This window comes from Jeongeupia sp. USM3 (assembly GCF_001808185.1).
Taxonomy (GTDB): domain Bacteria; phylum Pseudomonadota; class Gammaproteobacteria; order Burkholderiales; family Chitinibacteraceae; genus Jeongeupia.
Genome location: NZ_CP017668.1, coordinates 3,141,876 through 3,167,445 on the forward strand (window position 1 = coordinate 3,141,876; position 25,570 = coordinate 3,167,445).

The following is a 25,570-nucleotide window of genomic DNA, read 5'->3' on the forward strand; positions in this document are numbered from 1 at the left end:
GGTCGGCTTAGAGCGGCTAGTAAAATCCAGTGCAACGGCGCTGGCAAGGCGTGCGAAGCGCAGACAGTACAAACAAGTACGGCAAGCGAGCACAACGCAGCCAGCAGGATTTGCGCCCCGCAGGAAGTGCCCTTGGGGCATTAGCCGCTCTTAGTGCGCGGCGATGACCGCGAGGAACGCGTCGCCGTACTTGTCGAGCTTGCGGTCGCCAACGCCGGTGACGCGGCCGAGTTCGTAATGGTCGGCCGGGCGCAGACGGACCATTTCCTTCAGCGTGGCGTCGCCGAAGATCACGTAGGCCGGCACGTTCTGCTCGTCGGCCAGCGCCTTGCGCTTGCGCCGCAGTGCCTGCCACAAAGCATCGTCGGCCGGACTGTCGAAGCCGGCGTTGCGGCTCTTGGCGGTGAACTTCTCGCTGCGCGCGCGCAGGAAGACGTCGGCCTCGCCCTTGAGGATCGGCCGCGCCGCGTCGCCGAGCGCCAGCCCGCCCCGGCTCTCGGGCGAGAGCTGCAGTGCGCCGCGCGCGACCAACTGGCGGAAGATCGCCCGCCAGGTGGCTTCGGGCGTGTCCTTGCCGATGCCATAGGTCGATACCACCTGGTGGCAGTGCTCGCGCACCTTGGCGTTGTCCTTGCCGAGCAGCACATCGACCAGATGGCCGACGCCGAAGCGGTTGCCGGTGCGGAACACGCAAGACAGCGCCTTGCGTGCCGCTTCGGACACGTCGACGAGCTTGGGCGGATTCAGGCAGTTGTCGCAGTTGCCGCACGCTTGCGTCGCCTCGCCGAAGTAGCCGAGCAAGGTCTGGCGGCGGCAGTCGGTGGCCTCGACGAAGCCGAGCATCGCGTCGAGCTTGCGGCGCTCGACCATCTTCTGTTCGTCGGGTGCGTTCGAGCCCTCGATCATCTGCGTCAGCAGCATCAGGTCGTTCAGGCCGTAGGTCAGCCAGGCGTTCGCCGGCAGGCCGTCGCGGCCGGCGCGGCCGGTTTCCTGATAGTAGTTCTCGATGCTCTTGGGCAGGTCGAGGTGGGCGACGAAGCGCACGTCGGGCTTGTCGATGCCCATGCCGAAGGCGATGGTCGCGACCATCACCACGCCTTCGTCGCGCAGGAAGATCTTCTGGTGATTGGCGCGGGTGCTGGCATCGAGCCCGGCGTGGTAGGGGTAGGCACGGATCTGCTTCTCGCGCAGCCAGGCCGCGGTGTCTTCGACCTTCTTGCGCGACAGACAATAGACGATGCCCGATTCGCCTTCGTGCTCGCGGCGGATGAAGCTCAAGAGCTGGTCGCGGCCGTTCTGCTTTTCGACGATGGTGTAGCGCAGGTTGGGGCGGTCGAACGACGAGACGAACTGGCGCGCGTCCTTGAGCCGCAGCCGTTCGGCCATTTCCTCGCGCGTCGCGTGGTCGGCCGTCGCGGTCAGCGCGATGCGCGGCACGCCGGGGAAGTCGTCGGCGAGGACCGACAACTGCAGGTATTCGGGGCGGAAATCATGGCCCCATTGCGAGACGCAGTGCGCCTCGTCAATCGCGAACAGCGACACCGAGCCGCTCTTGATCAGCCCCATGAAGCGCGGCGTCATCAGCCGCTCGGGCGCGACGTAGAGCAGCTTGAGCTTGCCGGAGAGGAAATCGCGCTCGATTTCGCGTGCGGTGTCGAGGTCGACGGTCGAATTGAGGAAAGCCGCGGCGACGCCGAGCTCCTTCAGCGTATCGACCTGATCCTGCATCAGCGCGATCAGCGGCGAGACGACCACCGCGCAACCGTCGCGCAAGAGCGCCGGCACCTGATAGCACAGCGACTTGCCGCCACCGGTCGGCATCAGCACCAGCGCATCGCCACCGGCGGCGACGTGCTCGACGATCTCGCCCTGCTGGCCGCGGAAGGCGTGATAACCGAAAACGTGTTCGAGGACGGAGAGCGGGGTGGCGGACATCGGGGAGCTGGGTGCGCGGGAAGGGCGCCATTGTACGCCTGCCCGGGTATTGCGCGGCTGCGGTGGCGCGAGCGGCGCCGATATTCACCCCGATGTGCGACGGCGGAGCGGCACGGGGATATCGGGTAAAATGGCGGATTGATCCGAATTGAACCAGAGAAGCCCGATGACCCTGCATGAACTGATCTCGACCCGTGTTGCCGCCGCGCTGGCCGCCGTGGGCGTGCCCGATGCACCCGCCGCCGTGGCGCCCGCATCGCGACCCGAGTTCGGCGACTATCAGGCCAACGGTGTGATGGGGGCGGCCAAGAAGCTCAAGCAAAACCCGCGCGAGCTGGCCGGCAAGGTCATCGATGCACTCGATCTGGCCGGTATTGCCAGCAAGATCGAGATCGCCGGCCCGGGCTTCATCAACATCACCCTCGACGACGGCTTCCTCGCCGCGCAGGTCGCGCGCCAGCACGGCGACGTGCGCCTTGGCACCGGTGCCGTCGCGCCGCAAAAGGTCGTGATCGACTACTCGTCGCCGAACCTTGCCAAGGAAATGCACGTCGGCCACCTGCGCTCGACCATCATCGGCGACGCGCTCGCCCGCGTGCTGGCTTTCCAGGGCCACGAGGTGATCCGCCAGAACCACGTCGGCGACTGGGGCACGCAGTTCGGCATGCTGACCGCCTACCTGGTCGAACGCGAGGAAGACGGCAGCGACGACACGCTGGCGCTCGACGACCTCGAGGGTTTCTACCGCGCCGCCAAGGTGCGCTTCGACGAAGACGAAGCCTTCGCCACCCGCGCGCGCGACTACGTGGTCAAGCTGCAGAGCGGCGACGTGCGCGTGCGTGCGCTGTGGGAGCGCTTCCTCGACATCTCGCTGACGCACTGCGAAGCCGTCTACGCGACGCTGGGCGTGCAGCTGACCCGCGACGATGTGATGGGCGAATCGGCCTACAACGACGATCTGGCGCCGGTCGTCGCCGACCTGAAAAAGCTTGGCCTCGTCACCGAGTCCGAAGGCGCGCAGGTCGTCTTCCTCGACGAATTCAAGAACAAGGACGGCGAGCCGCAGGCCTACATCGTGCAGAAGCAGGACGGCGGCTTCCTGTACTCGACGTCGGACCTCGCCGCAGCGCGCTACCGCGCCGGCAAGCTCAAGGCCGACCGTGCGCTCTACGTCGTCGACGCACGTCAGGGTCTGCACTTCCAGCAGATGTTCACCGTTGCGCGCAAGGCCGGCTTCGTGCCGGCGAGCATGCAGCTCGAGCACGTCGCCTTCGGCACGATGATGGGCGACGACGGCAAGCCGTTCAAAACCCGCTCCGGCGGCGTCGTCAAACTCGCCGAGCTGCTGGCCGAGGCCGAGCAGCGCGCGTTCGACCTCGTGAGCAGCAAGAACCCCGACCTCGATGAAGCGACCCGCAGGCAGATCGCCCGCGTCGTCGGCATCGGCGCGGTCAAGTACGCCGACCTCTCGAAGCACCGCACCAGCGATTACGTGTTCGACTGGAACACGATGCTGAGTTTCGAGGGCAACACCGCACCGTACCTGCAGTACGCTTACACGCGGATCGCCAGCATCTTCCGCCAGGCCGGCGAGTTCGACGCGCATGCGGCAATCCAGATCACCGAGCCGGCCGAACACCAGCTCGCGCTGCAGCTGGCGCAGTTCCCCGAGCTGCTGCAACAGGTTGCCGCCGACACCTGCCCGCACTTCCTCTGTGCCTACCTGTACCAGCTGGCAACGAAGTTCAGCCGCTTCTACGAAGCCTGCCCTGTGCTCAAGTCCGAAGGCGACGTGCGCGCCAGCCGGCTCGCGCTGTGCGCGGCGACCAGCAAGACGTTGTCGACCGGTCTCGGGCTGCTCGGGATCGACGTGCTCGAAGCGATGTGAGTCGTTCTGCTCCCAGCAAAAACCCCGGCCGATGCCGGGGTTTTTGTTTGCCAGTCAGCCGCCTGTTAATGATGATGGAATTTTGCTGTTCATTGCGTTAGCTTGTCGTTTTCTTGCTTTGACTGTTTGCGTTGGGCGTCCCGCAGGCGGTGGCGCCGGACGTGCGGGAGCCTTGCACATGATTCACCGCCAACGGATGACCGCAACGCTCGATGGCGAGTTCGTCGTCTTTCTGATCGGGATGCGGATCAACGCTCCCTGGAAAGTGCACAAGTGGTGGCCGGTTGCGACGGCGATGCCACGGATGATCAAGGAACTGTACCGGCAGCCCCATCTTGGCTTCCTGCATGCCGAGTCGTGGTTCGGCCGTACGACGATCATGGTCCAGTACTGGCGCTCGCTCGAGCAACTGATGCACTACGCCAGAAACCGCGACGCCGCGCATCTGCCCGCATGGCGTGCGTTCAATCAGGCAGTCGGCCAGTCCGGCGACGTCGGCATCTGGCACGAAACGTACAAGGTCGAGCAGGGAAGCTACGAGAACATCTACGGCAACATGCCCGCGTTCGGGCTGGGGCGCGCCGGCGAGTTGCAGGCCGTTGCGGCAGGCAGGCAGTCGGCCAGCGAGCGGATCAATGCCTCGAAAATGCCGTAGTTACTCGTTGTAAGTCGTTTGAGACAAGTTTCGACAACTGATGTGGCCACTCTGGAGCAAAACAAATGAAAATCACCGTGGAAACCGTGGTCAGGGCCGGCATCGGCCCGGTCTGGGCCGCCTGGAACAACCCGGACGACATCGTGCGCTGGAATGCCGCATCCGACGACTGGCATACGACGAGGAGCCGCGTCGACCTGCGGGTTGGCGGGACGTTCAGCGCGCGGATGGAGGCGAAGGACGGCAGCTTCGGCTTCGATTTCGAAGGCGTGTACACCCGGATCGCCGAGCACCAGCTGATCGAATACGCGATGGGCGACGGCCGGACGGTAAGCGTGGCGTTCGTGCCGGTCGCCGACGGCGTGATCGTGCGCGAAACCTTCGACGCCGAGGACGAGCACAGTGCCGAGCAGCAGCGCCAGGGCTGGCAGGCGATCCTCGACCGCTTTGCCCGCCACGTCGAGGCAGGCGCCTGATGTCCGTCCGCCCGGGCGGGATGCGCATCGTCGTCGACGACCTGACCCACCCGCAGGCCCACGCGCTGCTGCACGAGCACGCGCTGTACGAGCGCAACGGTTTTGCGCGCTGCGGGCCGTTCGCCGACTACATGCCGAACGGCTTCAGCGTGTTCATGAGCAAGGCGCTGTAGCAGCCGGCGGTTCAGGCCGGCGTGGTGACGACCGCGGTGCCACTGGCCGAAACCATCAGCATGCCGTTGTTCTGGCCGAGCACCTCGTAGTCGAGGTCGATGCCGATCACCGCGTTGGCGCCGAGTGCGGCTGCACGTTCCTGCAGCTCCTGCAGCGCGATGTCGCGGGCCTTCTGCAGCTCCTTTTCATACGTGGCCGAACGGCCGCCGACGAGGTCGCGGATGCCGGCGAACAGGTCCTTGAACACGTTGGCGCCAAGGATGGCCTCGCCGGTGACGATGCCGCAGTAGCGGCTGATCTTGTGGCCTTCGAGTGTGGCGGTGGTGGTGACGATCATGCGGGACTCCTGGTCGGGGGAACGGGCGGAATGACATTCAATGATCAGACAGGACGGGCGCTTCTGCCCCTTGCTTGGGCAGGCGCCGGCCGGCCTGGTTCCGCTGCGGGGGCACGCCAAATGAAAAACGCCACCGGTTCGCGGTGGCGTTGTCGCATCTGTGAGTGCGGTTTAGAGCGGCGAACAAAATTCAGCACCGCGGTGCTGGCAAGGCGTATGAAACGCAGACAGTACGAGTAGGTACGGCAAGTGAGTACAACGCAGCCAGCAGGATTTGTTCGCCGCTCTTACAGGCCGGCGTCGGCCAGCATCTCGCGCGTCAAGAGGAAGACGAAACCGTCGCCGCTGGCGGTGTCGAGCCAGACGAAGGGCAGTTGCGGGTAGGCGGCTTCGAGCACGTCGCGGTTGTGGCCGATCTCGACGACCAGCACGCCGCGCGGGTTGAGGAAGGCGCTGGCGTTGTCGATGATCTTGCGGGTGATGTCGAGGCCGTCGTCGCCGCTGCCGAGCGCCATTTCCGGCTCGTGGCGGTACTCGTCGGGCAGCTCGTCCATCGAATGCGCATCGACGTAGGGCGGGTTCGAGATGATCAGGTCGTAGACCTCGCCGGTCACCGGCCCGAACAGGTCGCCGTCGAGCAGGTCGATCCGGTCGCCGAGGTGATAGTCGGCGACGTTGAGCTCGGCGACATCGAGCGCGTCCGGGCTCAGGTCGACGGCATCGACCTGCGCGTCGGGGAAGGCATCGGCGAGCACGATCGCCAGGCAGCCCGAGCCGGTGCACAGGTCGAGCGCGCGGTGAACGAGTTCCGGATGCTCGATCCACGGCTCGAGCGCCTCGTTGAACAGCAGTTCGGCGATGAACGAGCGCGGCACGATGGTCCGTTCGTCGACATAGAACTTGTAGTCGCCGAGCCAGGCTTCCTTGGTCAGGTAGGCGGTCGGGACGTGCTCGTCGGCGCGCTTGCGGATCACCTCGATCAGCCGGTCGACCTCGGACGGCAGCAGCCGGGCCTCGAGGAAGGGTTCGAGCTTGTCGATCGGCAGTTTCAGCGTCGCCAGCAGCAGGTAGGCGGCCTCGTCGAAGGCGTTGTCGGTGCCGTGGCCGTAGAACAGCCCGGCGTCGTTGAAGCGGCTGACGGCAAAACGCAGGCAGTCTCGCACCGTGGACAGGTGCTGGCGGGCGGCTTCGTACATGGGGCGGGGCTCCGGCTAGAAAATACCGCGAGTGTAGAGTGCCGGCGCCGAATCGGCGAGTCCTGATCCGGCCATATCTGTCAACAGGCTTTCATTGAGGGCGATTTATCCGCCGCGCGGCGGTTTTGCTGCGTTGAATGTGCCAATTGGGGATGCGGTAGCGGTGGCTTGGGTGTACATTTCTGCCTTTTCCTTCAAGCTGTTGGCGCATTCTGCGCGCAGCAACCGCAGGGCACACCGCTAATGAGTTTCTCGACCCTGGGCTTGGCCCGGGAAGTACAGCAGGCCGTCGAGGCCATGGGTTACGAAAACCCGACCCCGATTCAGTCGAAGGCAATTCCGCTGGTGCTCGCCGGCCGCGACGTGCTCGGCGCCGCGCAGACCGGCACCGGCAAGACCGCCGCGTTCACGCTGCCGATCCTGACCCTGCTGGCGCCGCATGCCAGCAACAGCGTGTCGCCGGCCAAGCATCCGGTGCGCGCGCTGATCCTGACGCCGACGCGCGAGCTGGCCGACCAGGTCGGCGAGAACGTCAAGACGTACTCGCAGTTCATGCCGCTGCGCAGCCACATCGTCTTCGGCGGCGTCGACATCAAGGCGCAGATTCCGCCGCTGCGCGCCGGCGTCGAAGTGCTGGTCGCCACGCCGGGCCGGCTGCTCGATCACGTGCAGCAGAAGTCGGTGAACCTGTCGCAGGTCGAGATCCTCGTGCTCGACGAGGCCGACCGCATGCTCGACATGGGCTTCATCCTCGACATCAAGAAGATCATCTCGATGTTGCCCAAGCGCAAGCAGACCCTGCTGTTCTCGGCGACGTTCTCGCCCGAGATCAAGAAGCTCTCGGCCGAGTTCCTGAACAACCCGGAACTCGTCGAAGTGGCGCGGCAGAACGCGACCAACGAGAACGTCGAGCAGCTGTTGCACCCGTGCGAAACGCACCGCAAGCCGGCACTGCTGGCGCACCTGATCCGCACGCACCAGATGGGCCAGGTCATCGTGTTCAACCGCACCAAGATCGGCGCCGACCAGGTTGCGCGCGAACTCAAGCGCGGCGGTTTCAACTGCGAGGCGATCCACGGCGACCGCGAGCAGCGCGCCCGGCTCGAAACGCTGCAGCGCTTCAAGGACGGCACGCTGCAGATCCTCGTTGCGACCGACGTTGCCGCGCGCGGCCTCGACATCTCCGAGCTGCCCTATGTGGTCAACTTCGAGCTGCCGAACAACCCCGAGGACTACGTCCACCGGATCGGCCGGACCGGCCGCGCCGGCGCCAAGGGCGTGGCGATCTCGCTGGTCGACCCGGGCGAGGACAAGGCCTACGCGCTGATCCAGAAGCTGATCAAGAAGGAACTGCCGCTGACGCCGGTGCCGGGCTATTCGCCGGGCACGACGCCGGTGCAGCCCGAGCGCCCGAACCGCGGCGAGCGCCGCCATCCGGAAGAGCGCCGCGACACCGTCGAGGCCCGCGCTGCTGCACCGCGCCAGTCGCGCCCGCGGTCGAACGACATCGACGTGCCGCAGCCGACGCGGCCGCTGCCGGCGTTGCCCAAGCGTACTCAACAGATCGCCGCGCTTTTCCTGCCGCCGAAGCATCCGGTCGGCAAGTGATTTGCCGGTGAGCGATTTCGCCGCGCGCTGGACCGCAAGGCTGCAGACCGGTTTTCCGGTGCTGGCGGCGATGCAGGTCACGCTGCGCGGCGACGCGTCGGGCTGGTCGCTGCATGCGCCGTTCGACCCGAACCGCAACGACCACGCGACCGCGTTCGGCGGCAGCCTGTCGACGCTGGCAACGATCGCCGGCTGGCTCTATACCAACGAAGCGGCCGGCGGCGTGGTTGCAGCCGACCGCGTCGACGTGGTGATCCAGAGCGGCAACGCCCATTTCGTCGCACCATTGCACGCCGACCTGGTCGCGACGGTCCTGCCGGTCGGCGACGCCGATCTGGCCGCCTTCCGCCGCACCCTGGCCCGGCGCGGCCGCGCGAGGCTGGCGGTGCACGTATCGGTCGGCGACGGGACGGCCGAAGCGGTACGTTTCACCGGCCAGTATGTCGCGGTACGGTTGCCGGAACGGGATTGATAAAAAAAGCCGCTGATTCAGCGGCTTTTTTGCGTTCGGCGTGCCCCGTTGTTCAGATGCCGACCAGCCGTACCGCCAGCGGCGTGCCGCCCTGAACCAGCGCGATCAGCCGGTCGATGTTCGGATGCTTGCCGGGGAAGGCTTCGGCGTCGGCGGTGTGCTCGGCGTACAGGCGCAGGCCCTTGTCGGCGGCGACGGCGTCGATGGCGCCGAACTCCTGATACAGCGCGTGGTAGACGCGAACGCTGCCGGCCTGGCCGGGCTTGTTCTCGATCCGCGCAACCAGTTCGTCACCGTGCAGCAGCTCGAGCGCGGCGAGATGGTCGATGGCCGGCAGGGTGTCGAGGATGTCCTTGAAGCTCATGTCGTGGTTCCAGTGTGGGTGCCGGCCGCGTCCTTGCCCCAGACGGCTTCGGCGTTGAACGGGGATGGGGGAGTAATCGCGGCGACGCGGAACGTCGCGTGGCCGGTGTTGCGCTCGATCAGCCCGACCGGCGAGGCGACGGCGACATACGGCGCGTCGGCCTGTTCGCCGGGGGCGCGAACCACGCCGGTTTCGCCGTTGGCGAGTGCAACCGGGGTGCCGGGCGGATAGACGCCGACGGTTTCGGTGAACAGCCTGGCCAGCTTGGCGTCGACGCCGTCGGCCAGACTCTGCTTCAGCGCTGCGTCGGCGTGCTGCGCATGGCGCCACGCGCTTTGCGTCAGCAGCGCGCAATAGCGGTCGGCGATGCCGAGCAGTCTGGCTTCGAAGCGGATCGCGTCACCCTTGAGTTGCTGCGGATAGCCGCTGCCGTCCGGTGCCTCGTGGTGTTGCAGCACGCAGTCGAGCCAGAGCTGGTCGGCGACGCCATGCTGCCTCAGCAGGTCGCGGCTGCGCTGCGGGTGCTGCTGCATGGTTTCGCGCTGTTCGGCCGTCAGCGGCGTGGTCTGGCTTGCCAGCGTCGTCTGCAGCGCCTGCATGCCCAGATTCATCGTCAGCGCCGCGGCCAGTACCGGCAGCCGTTCGGCACGGGTGCGGCCGAGCCGGGCGAGCACGAGTTCGACGACGGTGGCGACGTCGCACACATGCCTGGCCGGGTAGGCGCTGCGCTGGTCGATGAGGATCTGCGCCAGCGCGACGTCGCGGTTCTGTGCGCAGGCAAGCTGGACCGCCTTGGCGACATTGAACACGTCGGCGGCCAGTGGCGTATCGCGTTCGCCTTCGGCCAGCAGCGCATCGAGGCGGTGGCGGGCGGCACGGATCAGTTGGGCGGAAGTCAGGGGAGCGGCGGGCATGATGGCGTGACGTTGTCGTATCGACGATTCTAGCCTATCCGTCATGGCAAGCCGCGGGCCGGTATGGCGCAAATGCGCAAACGCCCTTTGCCGGGATTGCCGAACAAAGGGCGCGGCGGCGGCGGGAAGGCTCAGTCTTCGTCGGCTTCGTCGATCCAGGCAAGCTGGATCGCTTCGAGGATTTTTTCGCCGCAGTGCTTCGGGTCGTCGTTGAAATCGGGCAGCGCCATCACCCAGTTGCGCAGGTCGACGAAGTTGACCTTGAGCGGGCTGATGTCGGGATGGGCCTCGGCGAGTTCGATCGCGATCAGGCGGCTGTCGGTCCATTTCATGGCTGGCTTTCCTCTTTGACTTTGGCAACGCGTCCGCCGGTCAGCGCGACGAGGTGATCGGGCGCCAGTGCGAACACGCTGTTCGGCGTGCCGGCGGCGGCCCAGAGTTCTTCATGGCCGAGCAGGTCTTCGTCGATCAGCGTGATCGGAGCCTCGGCGTGGGCGATCGGCGCAACGCCGCCGATGACGAAGCCGGTCCGCGCGCGGACGAAGTCGGCGTCGGCGCGGCCGATTTTCTCGCCGACGAGTGCGGCAACGGCCTTCTCGTCGACGCGGTTGGCGCCGCTGGTGACGACCAGCACGTGCCGCTCGCTGGCCTTGGCACGCAGGATCACCGATTTGGCGATCTGCGCCACGCTGCAGCCGATCGCCGCCGCCGCGTCGGCGCTGGTGCGGGTCGACGCGTCGAACTCGACGATGCGGGTTTCGATGCCGGCGGCGTCGAGCGCCGCGGCGACGCGCTGCTGGCTTTCGGACGTCATTTCAATGGTTTTCGCGCGCGTGGTTGATCGTGTATTTCGGCAGCTCGACCACCAGTTCGGCGTCGGCAACGAGCGCCTGGCACGACAGTCGCGAGCACGGCTCGAGGCCCCAGGCCTTGTCGAGCTGGTCTTCTTCCAGCTCCTCGGCCGGCTCGAGGCTGTTGAAGCCTTCGCGGACCAGCACGTGACAGGTCGTGCACGCGCACGACATCTCGCACGCATGCTCGATCCAGATGTCGTGGTCGAGCAGCGCCTGGCAGATCGACGTGCCGGGTTCGGCGTCGAACACCGTGCCTTCGGGGCACAGCGTCGGATGCGGCAGTACAACGATTTGGGTCATTCCGGTCAGTCCCCTTGGAAGTCGCTGACCTTGTGGCCAGCCAGCCCGCGGCTCACGGCGCGATCCATCCGGCGGGCGGCGAAATCGCCGCTGGCCTGATTGAGCGCCTCGGCGGCGGTGCGGATGAGGTTGGCGTCGCTGCCGGCGTTGGCGGCCTGTGCAGCGGCGATGGCCGCGTTGACGCGGCCGGTTTCGTCGGCGTCGAGCAGGTCGCCGTCCTGCGCCAGTGCGGCGAGCGTGGCGTTGACGATGCTCTCGGACTCGACCCGTGCTTCGGCGAGCTTGCGCGCCTCGAGGTCGTCGCCGGCGTGCGCCATCGAGTCGCTGAGCATGCGGCCGATCTCGTCGTCGGACAGCCCGTACGACGGCTTGACGACGATGCTGGCCTGCACGCCCGAGCTCTGTTCCTGCGCCGACACGCTGAGCAGCCCGTCGGCGTCGACCTGGAAGGTCACGCGGATGCGCGCGGCGCCGGCGACCATGGCCGGAATGCCGCGCAGCTCGAAGCGTGCCAGCGAGCGGCAGTCGGTCACGAGTTCGCGCTCGCCCTGCAGCACGTGGATCGCCATCGCGGTCTGGCCGTCCTTGAAGGTGGTGAACTCCTGCGCGCGCGCGGTCGGGATCGTGCTGTTGCGCGGGATCACCTTCTCGACCAGGCCGCCCATGGTTTCAAGGCCGAGCGACAGCGGAATCACGTCGAGCAGCAGCCAGTCGTCGTCGCCCTTGTTGCCGGCGAGCACATTGGCCTGCATCGCCGCGCCGAGCGCGACGACCTTGTCCGGGTCGAGGTTGGTCAGCGGCGGCTTGCCGAACAGCTGCGCGACGGCACGGCGCACGTGCGGCATCCGCGTGGCGCCGCCGACGAGGACGACGCCCTTGATGTCTTCCGGCGAGAGCCGGGCATCGCGCAGCGCACGGCGCACCGGCATGATCGTCTTCTGCACCAGATGCTCGGTGATCTGCTGGAAGATTTCGGCGGTCAGCTCGACGTCGATGACGCGCTCGTCCGACAGCCTGGCGGTGACCTGCGTGCTGGCGTGCTCGGTCAGCGCCTCCTTGGCCTGGCGGGCCTTGGTCAGCAGCAGCCGCGCGTCCTTGTCGCCGAGCTGCGACAGGCCGGCGGCTTCGAGGATCCAGCAGTACAGCCGGTGGTCGAAATCGTCACCGCCGAGCTTGGAGTCGCCGCTGGTCGCGCGGACTTCGAACACGCCGCGCGTCAGCTCGAGGATCGACACGTCGAAGGTGCCGCCACCGAGGTCGTAAATGACGTAGGTGCCCTCGGACGCGTTGTCGAGGCCGTAGGCGATCGCCGCGGCGGTCGGTTCGTTCAGCAGGCGCAGCACGTTCAGGCCGGCGAGACGCGCGGCGTCCTTGGTTGCCTGGCGCTGGGCGTCGTCGAAGTAGGCCGGGACGGTGATCACCGCGCCGACGAGTTCGCCGCCGAGACTCTGTTCGGCGCGGGCGCGCAGCGCCCTGAGGATGTCGGCCGAGACTTCGACCGGGCTCTTGATGCCGGCGGCGGTCGACAGCTTGAGCATGCCCGGCTCGTCGACGAAGCGGTACGGCGTGGCCGCGTCGGCGACGTCCTGCAGGCCGCGGCCCATGAAGCGCTTGACCGAGACGACGGTGTTCGCCGGGTCCTGGTTCTGGCGCTTCTGCGCGGCATGGCCGACGGTGACGGTCTGGTCTGCGCTGTAATGGACGACCGACGGCAGCAGGGTGCGGCCATCGTCGTCCGGCAGACAGGCGGCACTGCCGCTGCGCACGGTGGCGACCAGCGAGTTGGTCGTGCCGAGGTCGATGCCGACCGCCAGACGGTGCTGGTGCGGGGCGGCGGAAAGACCGGGCTCGGAAATCTGCAGTAGGGCCATGGATTCGCGGTGTGTATGGATCAGGGCGCCAGGGCGCCGGAGTAAAACAAGCGCCGGTGGCGCGGCATCAGAAAAGCACGGCTTCGATCGCGTCGCCGATTTCCTCGTGCAGCTTTTCGAGGAAACGCAGCTTGCGCACGGCCATCGCCGCGGCCGGATAGTCGTGGTCGGTGTCGATCAGCGCGCCAAGCTCGAGGGTCAGTGCGTCGGTCTCGGCGGCGAGGTCGCGGTTCAGCGCCTCGAGCGCGTCGACGCTGCGGCCGGCGCGGGTCTCGGCAATCGCTTCGCGCCATTCCATCTGCGCCATCAGGAAGTCCATCGGCATTGCCGTATTGGTTTCTTCCTCGGTATCGACGCCGGCCAGCGTCAGCAGATAGCGGCCGCGTGCCAGTGGCGACTTCAGCGTCTGGTACGCCTCGTTGATCCGGGTGGCGATCTGCAGGCTCAGGCGGCGGGTCGCATCGTCGTGGCTGGCGAAGCGGTCCGGGTGATAGTCGGCCTGCAGTGCCTTGTAGCGCGCGTCGAGCGCGGCGCGGTCGAGCGCAAAGGTTTGCGGCAGGCCGAACAGCGCAAAGTGGGATTGGGCGAAGTCGAAATTCATCGGCGGGCGATCGGGGTCAGACGTGGAAGCTCTCGCCGCAGCCGCACTCGTTCTTCACGTTCGGATTGTTGAACTTGAAGCCCTCGTTCAGGCCTTCCTTGGCGAAATCGAGCTCGGTGCCGTCGATGTAGGGCAGGCTCTTGGCGTCGGTAAACAGCTTGACGCCGTGGCTTTCGAACACGAGGTCGTCCTCGATCGCGACATCGACGAATTCGAGCTTGTATGCCATGCCCGAGCAGCCGGCGGTTTTCACGAACAGCCGGATACCCAGCCCCTTGCCGCGCTTGGCGAGGAAGTTGCTGATATGCGTTGCGGCGGCGTCGGTGAGCGTCAGGGCCATGTTTGTTACTCCTGCGGCAGAACGGGCAGCGCCCGTTCCGCAATCGATACATCAGTCGTGCTTTTTCTTGTAGTCGGCCACGGCGGCCTTGATCGCGTCTTCGGCGAGGATCGAGCAGTGGATCTTCACCGGCGGCAGCGCCAGCTCTTCGGCGATCTGGGTGTTCTTGATCGACAGCGCCTCGTCGAGCGTCTTGCCCTTGACCCATTCGGTGACCAGCGAGCTCGATGCGATCGCCGAGCCACAGCCGTAGGTCTTGAACTTCGCATCCTCGATCACGCCGTCGGCGCCGACCTTGATCTGCAGCTTCATCACGTCGCCACAGGCCGGCGCACCGACCATGCCGGTACCGACATCGTCGTCGCCCTTGTCGAACGCACCGACGTTGCGCGGGTTTTCGTAGTGGTCGAGGACCTTTTCGCTGTATGCCATTTCGATTACCTCTTATCTCAAAGCGCCGGCCCGTTTCGCTCGGCACATCAATCGTTCAATCAGTTCAATCGCGCCGCGCCGAAAGGGCAGGCTAGGCGCCGGTTCGCGACGTGGGCGTTATGCCCACGAGCGGGGCGGCAACAACGCCGGCCCGCACGCCGCGGATGCGATTAGTGGGCGGCCCACTCGATGGTGTTCAGATCGATGCCTTCCTTGTACATGTCCCACAGCGGCGACAGTTCGCGCAGCTTGCCGATCTTCTGGTGGATCAGTTTCACCGCGAAGTCGATGTCGTCTTCGGTGGTGAAGCGGCCGATGGTGAAACGGATCGAGCTGTGCGCCAGTTCGTCCGAGCGGCCCAGTGCGCGCAGCACGTAGGACGGCTCGAGCGACGCCGAGGTACACGCCGAGCCCGACGACACCGCCAGTTCCTTCAGCGCCATGATCAGCGATTCGCCTTCGACAAAGTTGAAGCTGACGTTGAGGTTGTGCGGCACGCGGCGGTCCATGTCGCCGTTCAGGTGCGTTTCCTCGATGTCGGACAGGCCGGCCCACAGGCGGTCACGCAGCATGCGGGTGCGTTCGAGTTCCTGCGCCATGTCCTCGCGGGCGATGCGGAACGCTTCGCCCATGCCGACGATCTGGTGCGTGGCCAGCGTACCCGAGCGGAAGCCGCGCTCGTGGCCGCCACCGTGCATCTGTGCCTCGAGGCGCACGCGCGGCTTGCGGCGGATGTACAGCGCGCCGATGCCCTTGGGGCCGTAGCTCTTGTGCGCCGACATGCTCAGCAGGTCGATCTTGAGTTTCTGCAGGTCGATCTCGACCTTGCCGGTCGCCTGCGCGGCGTCGACGTGGAAGATGATTCCGCGCTCGCGGCAGATTTCACCGATGGTTTCGACGTCCTGGATCACGCCGATTTCGTTGTTCACGAACATCACCGACACGAGGATGGTGTCCGGGCGCAGTGCGGCCTTGAAGGCTTCAAGGTCGAGCAGGCCGTCGTCCCTGACGTCCAGATACGTGACGTCGAAGCCCTGGCGCTCCAGCTCGCGACACGGGTCGAGCACGGCCTTGTGCTCGGTCTTCACCGTGATGATGTGCTTGCCGCGGGTCTTGTAGAAGTTCGCCGCGCCCTTGATCGCCAGGTTGTCCGACTCGGTTGCGCCCGAGGTCCAGACGATTTCCTTCGGGTCGGCGTTGATCAGCGCAGCGACCTGTTCGCGCGCTTCCTCGACTGCCGCTTCCGCGTCCCAACCGTAGGCGTGCGAGCGGCTCGCCGGGTTGCCGAAGATTTCGGTCAGGTACGGAATCATTTTCTGCGCCACGCGCGGGTCGACCGGGGTGGTGGCGGAGTAATCGAGGTAGATCGGCTTCTTGTCGGCTTGCATGTCCATGAGGGCTCCTGTTTGCCCGGTCATTGCGGGGCGGGTAGTTCGCTGTGCTGCCGCGCGCCGCGCGCGTCGACGAGTACATTGGCGGCGTCGCTGCGGCGGCGCAGTTTTTCCTGTTGTTGCTCGACCAGCTGGGCCAGCGTCACCGACGAGAGGAAGTCGAAGATCGTCGCGTTCAGCCCGCTCCACAGGTCGTGGGTCATGCAGCGGTGCTCTTCGAGACAGTTTTCCTTGCCGCCGCACTGGGTGGCGTCGATTGGTTCGTCGACGGCGCAGATGATCGCCGCAACGGTGATCTCGCGGGCGGGCAGGGCCAGACAGTAGCCGCCGCCGGGGCCGCGCACGCTGTCGACCAGTTCGCGCCGGCGCAGCTTGCCGAACAGCTGTTCGAGGTAGGAAAGCGAGATGTGCTGCCGTTCGCTGATGCCGGCAAGCGTCACCGGGCCGCCGGCTTCGCGCAGGGCGAGGTCGAGCATGGCGGTAACGGCAAAGCGGCCCTTGGTGGTCAGTCGCATCGTGCGCTCTTCAGTCCTTCGATGATCGGCTAGATCGTAAAATACCCTAGTGTTTTAGTCAACTAAAATCCTGACCGAAACACTCGGTTATTCGCGCATCATTCGACGATCTTGTTCAGGTAGTCGGGATCGAAATGATCGCTGCGGGCGCGTTCCTGGCTGCAGTCGACGCCGAGCTGCTCGAGCTTTTTCAGGATCGCCTCGACCTTGGCGTCGGTATTGACCGAGTGATCCAGGAGACCGTGGATCGCCTTGACCACCGGGTCGTTCATGTCGCCGGAAATCCCGTAGGCCGAGAAGCCGAGCTGCTGCGCCTTCTGCATCCGCGCGTTCTCGCTGTCGTTCTGGATGATGCGCGCCGGGTTGCCGACCGCGGTCGCGCCGGCCGGCACCGGCTTGACGACGACGGCGTTCGAGCCGACCTTGGCGCCGGCCCCGATCGTGATCGGGCCGAGGATCTTGGCACCGGCGCCGACGATGACGCCGGCTTCCAGCGTCGGGTGGCGCTTGCCCTGGTTCCACGTGGTGCCGCCGAGCGTCACGCCGTGATACAGCGTGCAGTCGTCGCCGATCACCGCGGTTTCGCCGACGACGATGCCCATGCCGTGGTCGATGAACACGCGCTGGCCGATGGTCGCACCGGGGTGGATCTCGATGCCGGTCAGAAAGCGCCCGACGTGTGAAACGAAGCGCGCCAGCAGCTTGAAATCACGGCGCCACAGACCGTTGGCCACAATGTGCAGGGTCAGCGCGTGAAAGCCCGGGTAACAGCAGACCACTTCCCAGACCGAACGGGCGGCGGGGTCGCGATCGAAGACGACTCGGATGTTTTCACGCAGGCGGGCAAGCATGGCGGTGACGGTCGGGCTAGCAAAGCCGAGTATTTTACTCGACTTTGCCCCCCGATGCAGCCCTGCCGCCGTCATGGGTATCGCGTTACCATTGGGTTTTCCGCCTTGCGGGCGGTGTCAACTTTTCATCCGGTCAGACCATGACGATCCAGACGATTTCCACCCGTCCGTTCGACGGCCAGAAGCCCGGCACCTCGGGCCTGCGCAAGAAGGTGACGGTGTTCCGGCAGCCGCATTACCTCGAAAACTTCGTCCAGGCGGTGTTCGATACCGTGCCGCTGGCCGGCGCCACACTGGTGCTCGGCGGCGACGGCCGCTTCCACAACCGCGTGGCGGTGGACACCATCGTGCGCATGGCTGCGGCCAACGGCGTCGCCCGGGTGCTGGTCGGGCAGGGCGGCTTGCTGTCGACGCCGGCGGTCAGCTGCGTGATCCGCAAGCACGGTGCCGACGGCGGCATCATCCTCTCGGCATCGCACAACCCCGGCGGCCCGGATGGCGACTTCGGCATCAAGTACAACATCGGCAACGGTGGCCCGGCGCCCGAGAAAATCACCGATGCGATCTACGCGGCGACTCAGACGATTGCTGAGTACCGGATCGCCGAATCGGCCGCGTTCGATCTCGACATGCTCGGCCGCTATGTGATTGACGGCGCGGGCGGCGAGATGATCGTCGACGTGATCGACCCGGTCGACGACTACGCCGGGCTGATGCAGCAGCTGTTCGATTTCGACGCAATCCGCGCCTGGTTTGCCGCCGGCCACACGCTGCGTTTCGACGCGATGAGCGCGGCATCCGGCCCGTATGCGACGCGGATTCTCGAAGGCCTGCTCGGTGCGCCGGCCGGTTCGGTCGTCAACGGTGTGCCGCTGGAAGACTTCGGCGGTCACCACCCGGACCCGAACCCGGCGCATGCAACCGAGCTGATCGCCGCGATGCGCGGCTCTGCTTCCCACGGCGCCTCTGGCGATGCGCCTCACAACGCCTCTGGCGACAACGGCCCCGACTTCGGCGCCGCCAGCGACGGCGACGCCGACCGCAATATGGTTGTCGGCCGCAAGCACAACGTCTCGCCGTCCGACAGCCTCGCGGTGCTCGCCGCCAGCGCAACGCTGATCCCCGGTTACGCCAAGGGTCTGACCGGCGTCGCCCGCTCGATGCCGACCTCGTGCGCCGTCGACGTCGTCGCCAAGGAACTCGGCATCGATTGTTTCGAAACGCCGACCGGCTGGAAATTCTTCGGCAACCTGCTCGACGCCGGCAAGGTGACGCTGTGCGGCGAGGAAAGCTACGGCACCGGCTCCGACCACGTGCGCGAGAAGGACGGCGTCTGGGCGGTGCTGTGCTGGCTCAACCTCGTCGCCAAAACCGGCAAGTCGATCGACGAGCTGCTCGAAGCCCACTGGGCGCGCTTCGGCCGCCACTACTACAGCCGCCATGACTTTGAAGCGATCGATACCGCCGCCGCCAACGCGCTGGTCGACGGTCTGCGCGCCAAACTGCCGACCTTGGTTGGCAGCGAATTGGCCGGCAAGCGCATCGCCCTCGCCGACGACTTCGCCTACGACGACCCGATCGACCACAGCCACAGCAGCCGTCAGGGCATCCGCATCGTTTTCGACGACGGCGCCCGCATCGTCTACCGGCTCTCCGGCACCGGCACCGATGGCGCAACGCTGCGGGTGTATCTGGAACAACCGGAACGCCAGCGCCTCGACCTCGACGCGCAGGAAGCGCTGGCGCCGCTGATTGCCGCATCGCGTGAATTGGCGGATATCAAGGGGCTGACCGGGCGCGATGCGCCGACGGTGGTGACTTGATTGGTTTGGTTTTTTCGTAAGCAATAACGCCGGCGAATGCCGGCGTTGTTGTTTGAGTAGGTAAAATTGATTTATTTTTTAAGCACCTTGGCGAGTTCGATTGCCAGATCCTTTACGGCTGCCGCGTCAAATGGGTTGTTCGCGGTGTGCGCTTCCACCGTTTTTCCAAAGTACGAGGGAGTAAGCTGCTCGCGAATCTGCACTTTTTTATCCTCCGGCATGAGTTCAATGAAAGGACCTATTGAGGCAAGCTCGAGTTCGGTCTGTCTCGCTCGATCCGAATTGGTTCGATGGCGGGCAGATTCGCGAGCTGTGTACCAAGCTGGTGCAGTGATAGCTATGGCGTAGAGAAGGCGAATCGCAACAGACCATGCGTTTTCTGATGAAAAAGGCTGGCCCCAAAATTTGATGAATGTCGCTCCTGCGACAGCAATGCCGGCAGAGAATATTATAATTGTTGCCCAACGCCAGAAGTTGGCTTGGACTGCCTCAGTATTTGCAATTTGCTGATAGTTTCCAGTGACGCCGATGTTACCGACAACTTGAACAATACGAGCGGCTTGAGTACGGTGGTCTTCTAGGTTGGTTATTATTGCTGCACTTTCGGTCTTGGATTTGTTTTCAAAATCTTTGAAATCTCTACTCAGTTCTGAAACAGTAGCCTCAAATATACTTGCTCGATCTGTTTCTTTTTGTGCAAACAATTGCTCGAGCTTCGCAACAGTAGCTGCGGCCTCCGCACGCTCCTTGGCAGCCCCTTCGGCGAGAGTATCAAGCCGTTCTTCTTGAACCGCAGCTTGGGCTGTAAGTTCTTGAAGCTTTGTTGCTAAGTCATCTCGTTGCGCCGCGAGCTGCCGAATAGATTCACGCGATACGGCGGCTTGGGATTCCAGCAAATTGGAAAGAGAGTCTTGGGGTAGATTTTGAAGTTGTGGTGCAAAGCCCCAAAGGTACGGAAGCACGTTTTGATCAAATTGCCCGGCAGCATTGCTAAGGTGCCCTAAATTTTTGTTTGCTAGAAATGAAGTTAGCTCACTCAATGGGGTCTGGAGACCATTTTGAAGCTGACTAAGTGCATGAGTGCTGGTTAGTTCGGCCGGTGTGTGATGGAGTAATGCATTAATCGCGTGAGCTATTGCAAACACCTTGTCTCGTGCAAACGCGTACTGCTCGCTATCAGCTACGTTTAGCTCTGCAAATTCCGGTGCTGCTTGCATCTTAAGAATTTGAGATACCAATGCCCTTATTGGGTGGTCTTTGTATGCGGATGCTGACACCGAATTCCTCCCGTTTTTTAAGGTTGGCACGCCTAGTGTGTGCCTTGGTGCATAACATGGTTAATATAAAAATGTAGTTGCGTTTTTAATGATATTGGTTGCGTGTAAGAGTCGGCGTTTGATTGTAACCAATTTCGCTGAGTGTACACGCGTGTCCGCGTTGTTCGAAGCGTCATAAACGGTCATTGGTGTTGACTTTGACATAAAAAACGCCGGCATCCACGCCGGCGTTTTTTACTTGGATTAATCCGGTCAATCAAGACCGGTAATCTGCATTGATCTTCACATAGTCATAGCTGAAATCGCACGTCCACACCGTCGCCTCGACATTGCCGCGGCCCAGCTTCACGGTGATGGTGATTTCGGACTGCTTGAGCACGCGCTGGCCGTCTTCTTCCTTGTAGTCCGGGTGACGGCCGCCGTCTTTGGCGACGAGGACGTCGTCGAGCCAGACTTCGAGCGCGTCGACGTCGAGCGCGTCGACGCCCGAGTAGCCGATCGCGCAGAGGATGCGGCCGAGGTTGGGGTCGGAGGCGAAGAAGGCGGTTTTCACCAGCGGCGAGCGGCCGATGGCGTAGCCGACTGCCTTGCATTCGTCCCAGGTCTTGCCGCCTTCCACCTTGATGGTCATGAACTTGGTGGCGCCTTCGCCGTCGCGGATGATGGCCTTGGCGAGGTACTGGCTGACTTCGAGTACCGCGTCGCGCAAAGCGGCGAATTCGGCGCTGGCAGCGTCATCGATTTCGGCGTTGCCGGCCTGGCCGGTGGCGGCGAGGATGAAGCTGTCGTTGGTGCTGGTGTCGCCGTCGACGGTGATCGAATTGAACGAGCGGTCGGCGGCCCATTTGACCAGATCCTGCAGCAGCGACTGGCTGACGCTGGCGTCGGTGGCCACAAAACCGAGCATGGTCGCCATGTTCGGGTGGATCATGCCGGCGCCCTTGGCGATGCCGGTGATGGTGACCTGCTTGCCGCCGATTTCGAGCTGCACCGACTTGGCCTTGGGTGCGGTGTCGGTGGTCATGATCGAGTACGCGGCGGCGGCCCAGTTGGCAGGGGCCAGATCGGCCTTGGCGGCCGGCAGCGCGGCGATGATCTTCTGGTGCGGCAGCGGTTCGAGAATCACGCCGGTCGAGAACGGCAGCACTTCGGCCGGGGTGACACCCAGCGCTTCGGCGGTGGCCAGGCAGATCTGCTTGGCGCGATCAAAACCGTCGACGCCGGTGCCGGCGTTAGCGTTGCCGGTGTTGATCACTAGCGCGCGGATTTCGCCGCTCTCGGCCAGATGGGTCTGGCAGATGCGCACCGGGGCGGCACAGAAGCGGTTGAGCGTGAACACGCCGGCCACGCGCGTGCCCGGCGCGAATCGGAACAGCGTCACGTCCTTGCGGCCGGCGGTCTTGACACCGGCGGAGGCAATACCGATTTCCACGCCGGCGACGGCGTGCAATTGGGCGGGATCGAGTTCGGGCAGGTTCACGGGCATGGCGGGGCTCTCTGGCGGCGCGGGGGAAAACGGCGAGTTTACCGCAGTCGGGTTCAGCTTTCAGGTGCGGGCTTGGGCTGTTTTGCAGTGCTGGTGTCGGACGGTGCTATGCCCGCAATGGGCCAGACAACGACATCGTCGACGAGGTAGAGCTGGCAGGGCTGCTTGGCGACCGATTTGCAGCTCTTCAGCGCATAAAAGCTGGGGTCGTCGCTATTGGCGGCCCAGCCGCATGCGCCGTCGGCGCTGAAGGCAAATGCACGCGGCGCGACGTTGTCGTCGACGAATTTGCGGTACTCGGTTTTACAGCCTTCGTCGGCGGGGGGCAAAACGTAGAAGTTGCGCGGGCTTCGCGCGTAGCCGCTGGCTTTCGGTGCAGGCGGACCGATGTATTGCGGGTTGATCACCGCCGTTGGCAGGCCATGGGCCTTGAGGAAGGGCTCTGCCTTGGGCCACCAGATTTTATCGAACCCCTCGCGCGTGCCGAACAGGCCGTGCGCGGCATTTTTCGGCGCATCAAAACGCACGAACTCGGCACGACCACCCGCCGCCTGATAGCGCTCGTACAGCCTGGCGGCAGTTTCGGCTGGGGTGTACGCGTCGTTCTCGCCATAAAACCACAGCGAATCGACCTTCGCATCCGAGCCCAGATTGGTGAAGGACTCGTTGCGCGCTGTTTGCAAGTCGCAGTACTGGTTGTCGGGCCAGTAGATGCCGCCGACAAAGTTCAGTACTGCCCTGACGCCGGCGACATTGCGCTCCGCCTGCGCCAGAGTTACGTAGCCACCGAGCGACTGGCCGATGACCAGAATACGGCTGCCATCCACATCCGGCCGGGCTCGCAGCAGTTCGATGACCTTGGTGACATCGTCCGCCTGATCGCGGGCGAATTGGGTGAGGTTGCAGCCTTCCACGACGTATTTGCCACCCGACCTGGAAAAGCCGCGTCGCATCGGCAGCGCTACGATGTAGCCGCGTTTGAGGAACTCCTGCGCCATCAGCGGATAGCGCTGCCGCTCCTGCCGGAATGCTTCGCCGGCTTTTTTGCCGTGGTTGATCACCGCCAGCGGAAACGGCCCCGGGCCGTCGGGCTTGAACAGCGTGGTCTCGAGATCGAAGCCGAACAGCCCCGGCTTGGCCGGCAGCATCAGCACCTGTTCGTTCAGGTCGTGGCGCAGGGGCGGGCCGTTGTCGTCGGCGGCATGGGCGGTAAGGGTGGTGGCGAGAATGAGGGAGAAGGTGATCCGGGGGAAGCGCATAGGGGATTCCGAAGGCTGGCGGCAAGGCATTGTCGGTGAGGAGGCGAGCAATTCTATTTGACTGGTGTCAATAAATAGAAAGCGCCAAGAAATTAATCTGCCGTGCCCGTCCCCTTGGATGCCATCCGTCCTGACCTGCCGCCGTGGCCGTGCAAATCCGCTATAGCGGAATCAGCTGCCGCGTTTCACCGTGCAGTCCGGCGCTGTCCGACCAAGGAGAGACCACCATGGCCCCGCACCGCTTGCTCCTGCTTGCCCTTCTGGCCGCCCCGGCTGCGTGGTCGGCCACGCTCGAAACCCGCGTTCCCGAGGCGGTCGACTGCCTGCAGCCCGAGCGGCTCGATGCGTCGCCGCTCGACGATCCGCTGTACCGCAATGTCTGCCCGAAGCCGGTGCGCTTGCTCGGTTGCGCGTTGCCCGGGGCGCGCAATGCCAACTGGCCGTGCAACCGGGTGGCCGAGATCGGCCCCGATACCGAGGTGCAGGAGCGCACGGTGGCGCCGCATGCGTCGGTGCAGCTGTACCGGGGCTGGACCTACGCGGTCTGCCCGGTCGAGGCGCACCTGAGCGGCCGCTTCGACGGCGCGGGGCTCAGCTACCGCTGCGTGCGGACGTCGTCGCGCTGAAGTTGGGTAGCCGGCGGGCATGAAAAAACCGCCGGGCATGCCGGCGGTTTGCGTGGGGGCGGGCGGGAGTCAGGCTTGCGCCAGCTTCAGCCGCGCTGCCGGGGTCAGGCCCAGCATTTCCTTCCACTTCATCAGGGCCGAGATCAGGATCACCACGCCCAGCGCCATCATCACGATCGAGATGATGCCGTTGAAGACGTTGTAGCCCTTGGCCGCGGCGTTGAAGTAGACGTTGTCGATCATCCAGTAGCCGGCGTAGTTCACCGTGACGAACAGGTAGGCCAGCGGGATCAGGCAGGTCAGCATGTACACGCGCTTGTCGGCGATGCGCAGGATGATGGTGGCGCCGATGATCAGGCCGACCGAGGCCATCAGCTGGTTCGACACGCCGAACAGCGCCCACACCGAGTTGATGTCGCCCGAGTTCAAGAGGTAGCCCCAGGCGATGCAGGCGAGGATGCTGGTGCCGATCGCGCCGGGCATCCAGTCGGTGCGCTTGAGCGGGGCCCACAGGTCGCCGAGGAAGTCCTGCAGCAGGTAGCGCGACACGCGGGTGCCCGAGTCGATGGCGGTGAGGATGAACACGGCCTCGAACATCACCATGAACTGGAAGAAGTACGACGCCAGCGACGAGAACCACGGGATCTTGGTGAAGATGTCCGCCATGCCGACGGCCAGCGTCACCGCGCCGCCGGTGCGGCCCTGAAGGTCGAGGCCGATGGCCTGGCTCAGTGCCGGCAGGTGGATCACGTCCATGCCGAGGGTCTTGAACACTTCCGGGGTCGAGTTGATCGCGAAGTAGTCGGCCGGGTGCAGCGCGGTGGCGGCAACGAGGGCCATCACGCCGACGAGGCATTCGGCCAGCATCGCGCCGAAGCCGACCGGCAGGATGTCGCTCCACTTGTCGATCTGCTTGGGCGTGGTGCCCGAACCGATGAAGGCGTGGAAGCCCGAGATCGCGCCGCAGGCGATGGTGATCGAGATGAACGGCCAGACCGGGCCGGCAAGCACCGGGCCGCCGCCGTGGATGAAGTCGGTCACCGCCGGGAACTGGATCTGCGGGTTGATGAACACCACGCCGACGATCAGCAGGCCGAACACGCCGATCTTCATGAAGCTCGACAGCGCGGCACGCGGCGTCAACAGCATCCACACCGGCAGCGCGGTGGCGAAGAAGGCGTAGATCGGCAGGATCAGCGACACGGTCTTGGCGTTCAGCGACAGCCATTCACCGATCATGGTGTGCTGGATGTAGGGGCCGGCGAACACGCAGGCCATGATTGCGACGATGCCGACATAGCTGGCGTTCTTCATGCTGCCGGTCATCTTTTCCCACAGGCCGACGCAGATCGCGATCGGGATGGTCATGAACACCGCGAACGCGCCCCACGGGTTGCGCTCGAGCGCATGCACCACGACCATCGACAGCCCGGCCATGGTGATGGTGATGATGAACAGCATCGCCAGCCCGGTGCACCAGCCCGCCACCGGGCCGAGCTCGGCCTTGGCGACTTCGGACAGCGACTTGCCGCGGTGCTTCATCGACGCGAACAGCACCACGGTGTCGTGCACCGCGCCGCCGATCACACAGCCGATCAAGAGCCACAAAAAGCTCGGCAGATAGCCGTACTGCGCGGCGAGCACCGGGCCGACCAGCGGGCCGGCGGCGGCGATGGCGGCGAAGTGGCCGCCGAAGGCCACCCACTTGTTGGTCGGCAGGTAGTCCTTGCCGTCCTTGAGCTCGTGGGCGGGGGTGATCTTTGTATCATCGGCTCGCAGCACCTTGCGGACGAAAAACACCCCGTACAGGCGGTAGCAGATCATCAGGATGCAAATGGTGGCGATCACGAACGTCAGGGCGTGATCCATGGCGGCACTCCGGTTGGTGAAATGGGATGCCGCCACCTTATGCGCGTGGCTTGATC

General features: G+C 64.8%; 27 protein-coding genes. 8 read left to right on the plus strand and 19 right to left on the minus strand.

The annotated features are described in order from the left end of the window. Positions 1-150: 150 nt before the first annotated feature. Positions 151-1,935 (minus strand): DNA helicase RecQ, encoded by a 1,785-nt coding sequence (recQ, locus tag BJP62_RS14910; RefSeq protein ID WP_070530848.1) that lies wholly within the window; start codon positions 1,933-1,935, stop codon positions 151-153. A 166-nt stretch (positions 1,936-2,101) separates the two neighbouring features. Between recQ and argS the strand changes: the two genes are divergently transcribed. The 4 genes from argS (at position 2,102) to BJP62_RS18865 (ending at position 5,127) form a co-directional block, all read left to right on the plus strand. Continuing rightward, positions 2,102-3,823: an arginine--tRNA ligase gene (gene argS, locus BJP62_RS14915; RefSeq protein WP_070530850.1), complete on the plus strand. Its 1,722-nt coding sequence runs from the start codon at positions 2,102-2,104 to the stop codon at positions 3,821-3,823. 178 nt (positions 3,824-4,001) lie between these two features. After that, on the plus strand, positions 4,002-4,478 hold the full coding sequence (locus tag BJP62_RS14920; RefSeq protein WP_070530852.1) for a DUF4188 domain-containing protein: 477 nt from the start codon (positions 4,002-4,004) through the stop codon (positions 4,476-4,478). Positions 4,479-4,543: 65 nt separating this feature from the next. Then, complete coding sequence (locus BJP62_RS14925; RefSeq protein ID WP_070530854.1) at positions 4,544-4,954, plus strand: SRPBCC family protein; 411 nt, start codon at positions 4,544-4,546, stop codon at positions 4,952-4,954. Further along, positions 4,954-5,127: a hypothetical protein gene (locus BJP62_RS18865; protein WP_205700911.1), complete on the plus strand. Its 174-nt coding sequence runs from the start codon at positions 4,954-4,956 to the stop codon at positions 5,125-5,127. Before BJP62_RS14925 ends, BJP62_RS18865 begins: the two co-directional genes overlap by 1 nt. An 11-nt stretch (positions 5,128-5,138) precedes the next feature. On the opposite strand, the gene BJP62_RS14930 is transcribed toward BJP62_RS18865, so the two are convergent. Both BJP62_RS14930 and prmB read right to left on the minus strand, forming a co-directional pair. Then, complete coding sequence (locus tag BJP62_RS14930) at positions 5,139-5,465, minus strand: heavy metal-binding domain-containing protein (protein ID WP_070530856.1); 327 nt, start codon at positions 5,463-5,465, stop codon at positions 5,139-5,141. A 287-nt stretch (positions 5,466-5,752) separates the two neighbouring features. After that, positions 5,753-6,661 carry a 50S ribosomal protein L3 N(5)-glutamine methyltransferase gene (prmB, locus tag BJP62_RS14935; RefSeq protein ID WP_070530859.1) on the minus strand — a complete coding sequence of 303 codons (909 nt, stop codon included), beginning with the start codon at positions 6,659-6,661 and terminating at the stop codon, positions 5,753-5,755. 243 nt (positions 6,662-6,904) lie between these two features. Between prmB and BJP62_RS14940 the strand changes: the two genes are divergently transcribed. Further along, the gene (locus BJP62_RS14940) at positions 6,905-8,269 is read left to right on the plus strand and encodes a DEAD/DEAH box helicase (protein WP_070530862.1); all 1,365 of its coding nucleotides are present in this window, start codon (positions 6,905-6,907) and stop codon (positions 8,267-8,269) included. A 7-nt stretch (positions 8,270-8,276) separates the two neighbouring features. Then, a complete protein-coding gene (locus BJP62_RS14945) occupies positions 8,277-8,741 on the plus strand; it encodes a YiiD C-terminal domain-containing protein (RefSeq protein WP_145927221.1) in 465 nt (154 codons plus the stop codon). A 52-nt stretch (positions 8,742-8,793) separates the two neighbouring features. On the opposite strand, the gene BJP62_RS14950 is transcribed toward BJP62_RS14945, so the two are convergent. The 12 genes from BJP62_RS14950 to cysE all read right to left on the minus strand — a co-directional run bounded on the left by BJP62_RS14950 (position 8,794) and on the right by cysE (position 17,174). Then, a complete protein-coding gene (locus BJP62_RS14950; protein WP_070530866.1) occupies positions 8,794-9,105 on the minus strand; it encodes a DUF2322 family protein in 312 nt (103 codons plus the stop codon). After that, positions 9,102-10,019, minus strand: a complete 918-nt coding sequence (locus BJP62_RS14955) for an HD-GYP domain-containing protein (protein WP_070530867.1) — start codon at positions 10,017-10,019, stop codon at positions 9,102-9,104. The genes BJP62_RS14950 and BJP62_RS14955 overlap by 4 nt, the downstream gene beginning before the upstream one ends. Positions 10,020-10,150: 131 nt before the next feature. Then, positions 10,151-10,351 carry a Fe-S cluster assembly protein IscX gene (gene iscX / locus BJP62_RS14960; protein WP_070530869.1) on the minus strand — a complete coding sequence of 67 codons (201 nt, stop codon included), beginning with the start codon at positions 10,349-10,351 and terminating at the stop codon, positions 10,151-10,153. Next, on the minus strand, positions 10,348-10,833 hold the full coding sequence (locus BJP62_RS14965) for a YbaK/EbsC family protein (RefSeq protein ID WP_070530871.1): 486 nt from the start codon (positions 10,831-10,833) through the stop codon (positions 10,348-10,350). Before BJP62_RS14965 ends, iscX begins: the two co-directional genes overlap by 4 nt. Position 10,834: 1 nt before the next feature. Next, positions 10,835-11,173 (minus strand): ISC system 2Fe-2S type ferredoxin, encoded by a 339-nt coding sequence (gene fdx, locus BJP62_RS14970; protein ID WP_070530872.1) that lies wholly within the window; start codon positions 11,171-11,173, stop codon positions 10,835-10,837. 5 nt (positions 11,174-11,178) lie between these two features. Beyond that, on the minus strand, positions 11,179-13,044 hold the full coding sequence (hscA, locus tag BJP62_RS14975; protein ID WP_070530874.1) for a Fe-S protein assembly chaperone HscA: 1,866 nt from the start codon (positions 13,042-13,044) through the stop codon (positions 11,179-11,181). Between the two features lie 67 nt (positions 13,045-13,111). After that, positions 13,112-13,645, minus strand: a complete 534-nt coding sequence (hscB, locus tag BJP62_RS14980) for a Fe-S protein assembly co-chaperone HscB (protein WP_070530876.1) — start codon at positions 13,643-13,645, stop codon at positions 13,112-13,114. A 16-nt stretch (positions 13,646-13,661) separates the two neighbouring features. After that, a complete protein-coding gene (gene iscA / locus BJP62_RS14985) occupies positions 13,662-13,985 on the minus strand; it encodes an iron-sulfur cluster assembly protein IscA (protein WP_070530878.1) in 324 nt (107 codons plus the stop codon). Positions 13,986-14,036: 51 nt separating this feature from the next. Then, positions 14,037-14,417 carry a Fe-S cluster assembly scaffold IscU gene (gene iscU, locus BJP62_RS14990; RefSeq protein ID WP_070530879.1) on the minus strand — a complete coding sequence of 127 codons (381 nt, stop codon included), beginning with the start codon at positions 14,415-14,417 and terminating at the stop codon, positions 14,037-14,039. 170 nt (positions 14,418-14,587) lie between these two features. After that, on the minus strand, positions 14,588-15,805 hold the full coding sequence (locus tag BJP62_RS14995; protein ID WP_145927283.1) for an IscS subfamily cysteine desulfurase: 1,218 nt from the start codon (positions 15,803-15,805) through the stop codon (positions 14,588-14,590). Between the two features lie 26 nt (positions 15,806-15,831). Beyond that, positions 15,832-16,323, minus strand: coding sequence for a Fe-S cluster assembly transcriptional regulator IscR (gene iscR, locus BJP62_RS15000; RefSeq protein ID WP_070530883.1), 492 nt, complete (start codon positions 16,321-16,323; stop codon positions 15,832-15,834). Between the two features lie 98 nt (positions 16,324-16,421). Further along, on the minus strand, positions 16,422-17,174 hold the full coding sequence (gene cysE, locus BJP62_RS15005; RefSeq protein ID WP_070530885.1) for a serine O-acetyltransferase: 753 nt from the start codon (positions 17,172-17,174) through the stop codon (positions 16,422-16,424). A gap of 140 nt (positions 17,175-17,314) precedes the next feature. On the opposite strand from cysE, the gene BJP62_RS15010 reads away from it, so the two are divergent. Continuing rightward, positions 17,315-18,997 (plus strand): alpha-D-glucose phosphate-specific phosphoglucomutase, encoded by a 1,683-nt coding sequence (locus BJP62_RS15010; RefSeq protein WP_070530886.1) that lies wholly within the window; start codon positions 17,315-17,317, stop codon positions 18,995-18,997. Between the two features lie 71 nt (positions 18,998-19,068). Here BJP62_RS15010 and BJP62_RS18535 read toward each other — a convergent pair whose 3' ends face one another. The 3 genes from BJP62_RS18535 to BJP62_RS15020 all read right to left on the minus strand — a co-directional run bounded on the left by BJP62_RS18535 (position 19,069) and on the right by BJP62_RS15020 (position 23,019). Continuing rightward, entirely contained in the window at positions 19,069-20,274 is a 1,206-nt protein-coding gene (locus BJP62_RS18535) for a hypothetical protein (RefSeq protein WP_145927223.1), read from the minus strand. A gap of 256 nt (positions 20,275-20,530) precedes the next feature. Then, positions 20,531-21,760, minus strand: coding sequence for a bifunctional glutamate N-acetyltransferase/amino-acid acetyltransferase ArgJ (gene argJ / locus BJP62_RS15015; RefSeq protein ID WP_070530888.1), 1,230 nt, complete (start codon positions 21,758-21,760; stop codon positions 20,531-20,533). A 53-nt stretch (positions 21,761-21,813) separates the two neighbouring features. After that, on the minus strand, positions 21,814-23,019 hold the full coding sequence (locus BJP62_RS15020; RefSeq protein WP_070530889.1) for a S9 family peptidase: 1,206 nt from the start codon (positions 23,017-23,019) through the stop codon (positions 21,814-21,816). A gap of 227 nt (positions 23,020-23,246) precedes the next feature. On the opposite strand from BJP62_RS15020, the gene BJP62_RS15025 reads away from it, so the two are divergent. Beyond that, a complete protein-coding gene (locus BJP62_RS15025) occupies positions 23,247-23,645 on the plus strand; it encodes a hypothetical protein (protein ID WP_070530891.1) in 399 nt (132 codons plus the stop codon). Between the two features lie 69 nt (positions 23,646-23,714). On the opposite strand, the gene BJP62_RS15030 is transcribed toward BJP62_RS15025, so the two are convergent. Continuing rightward, positions 23,715-25,514, minus strand: coding sequence for a carbon starvation protein A (locus BJP62_RS15030; RefSeq protein ID WP_070530893.1), 1,800 nt, complete (start codon positions 25,512-25,514; stop codon positions 23,715-23,717). Between the last annotated feature and the right edge of the window lie 56 nt (positions 25,515-25,570).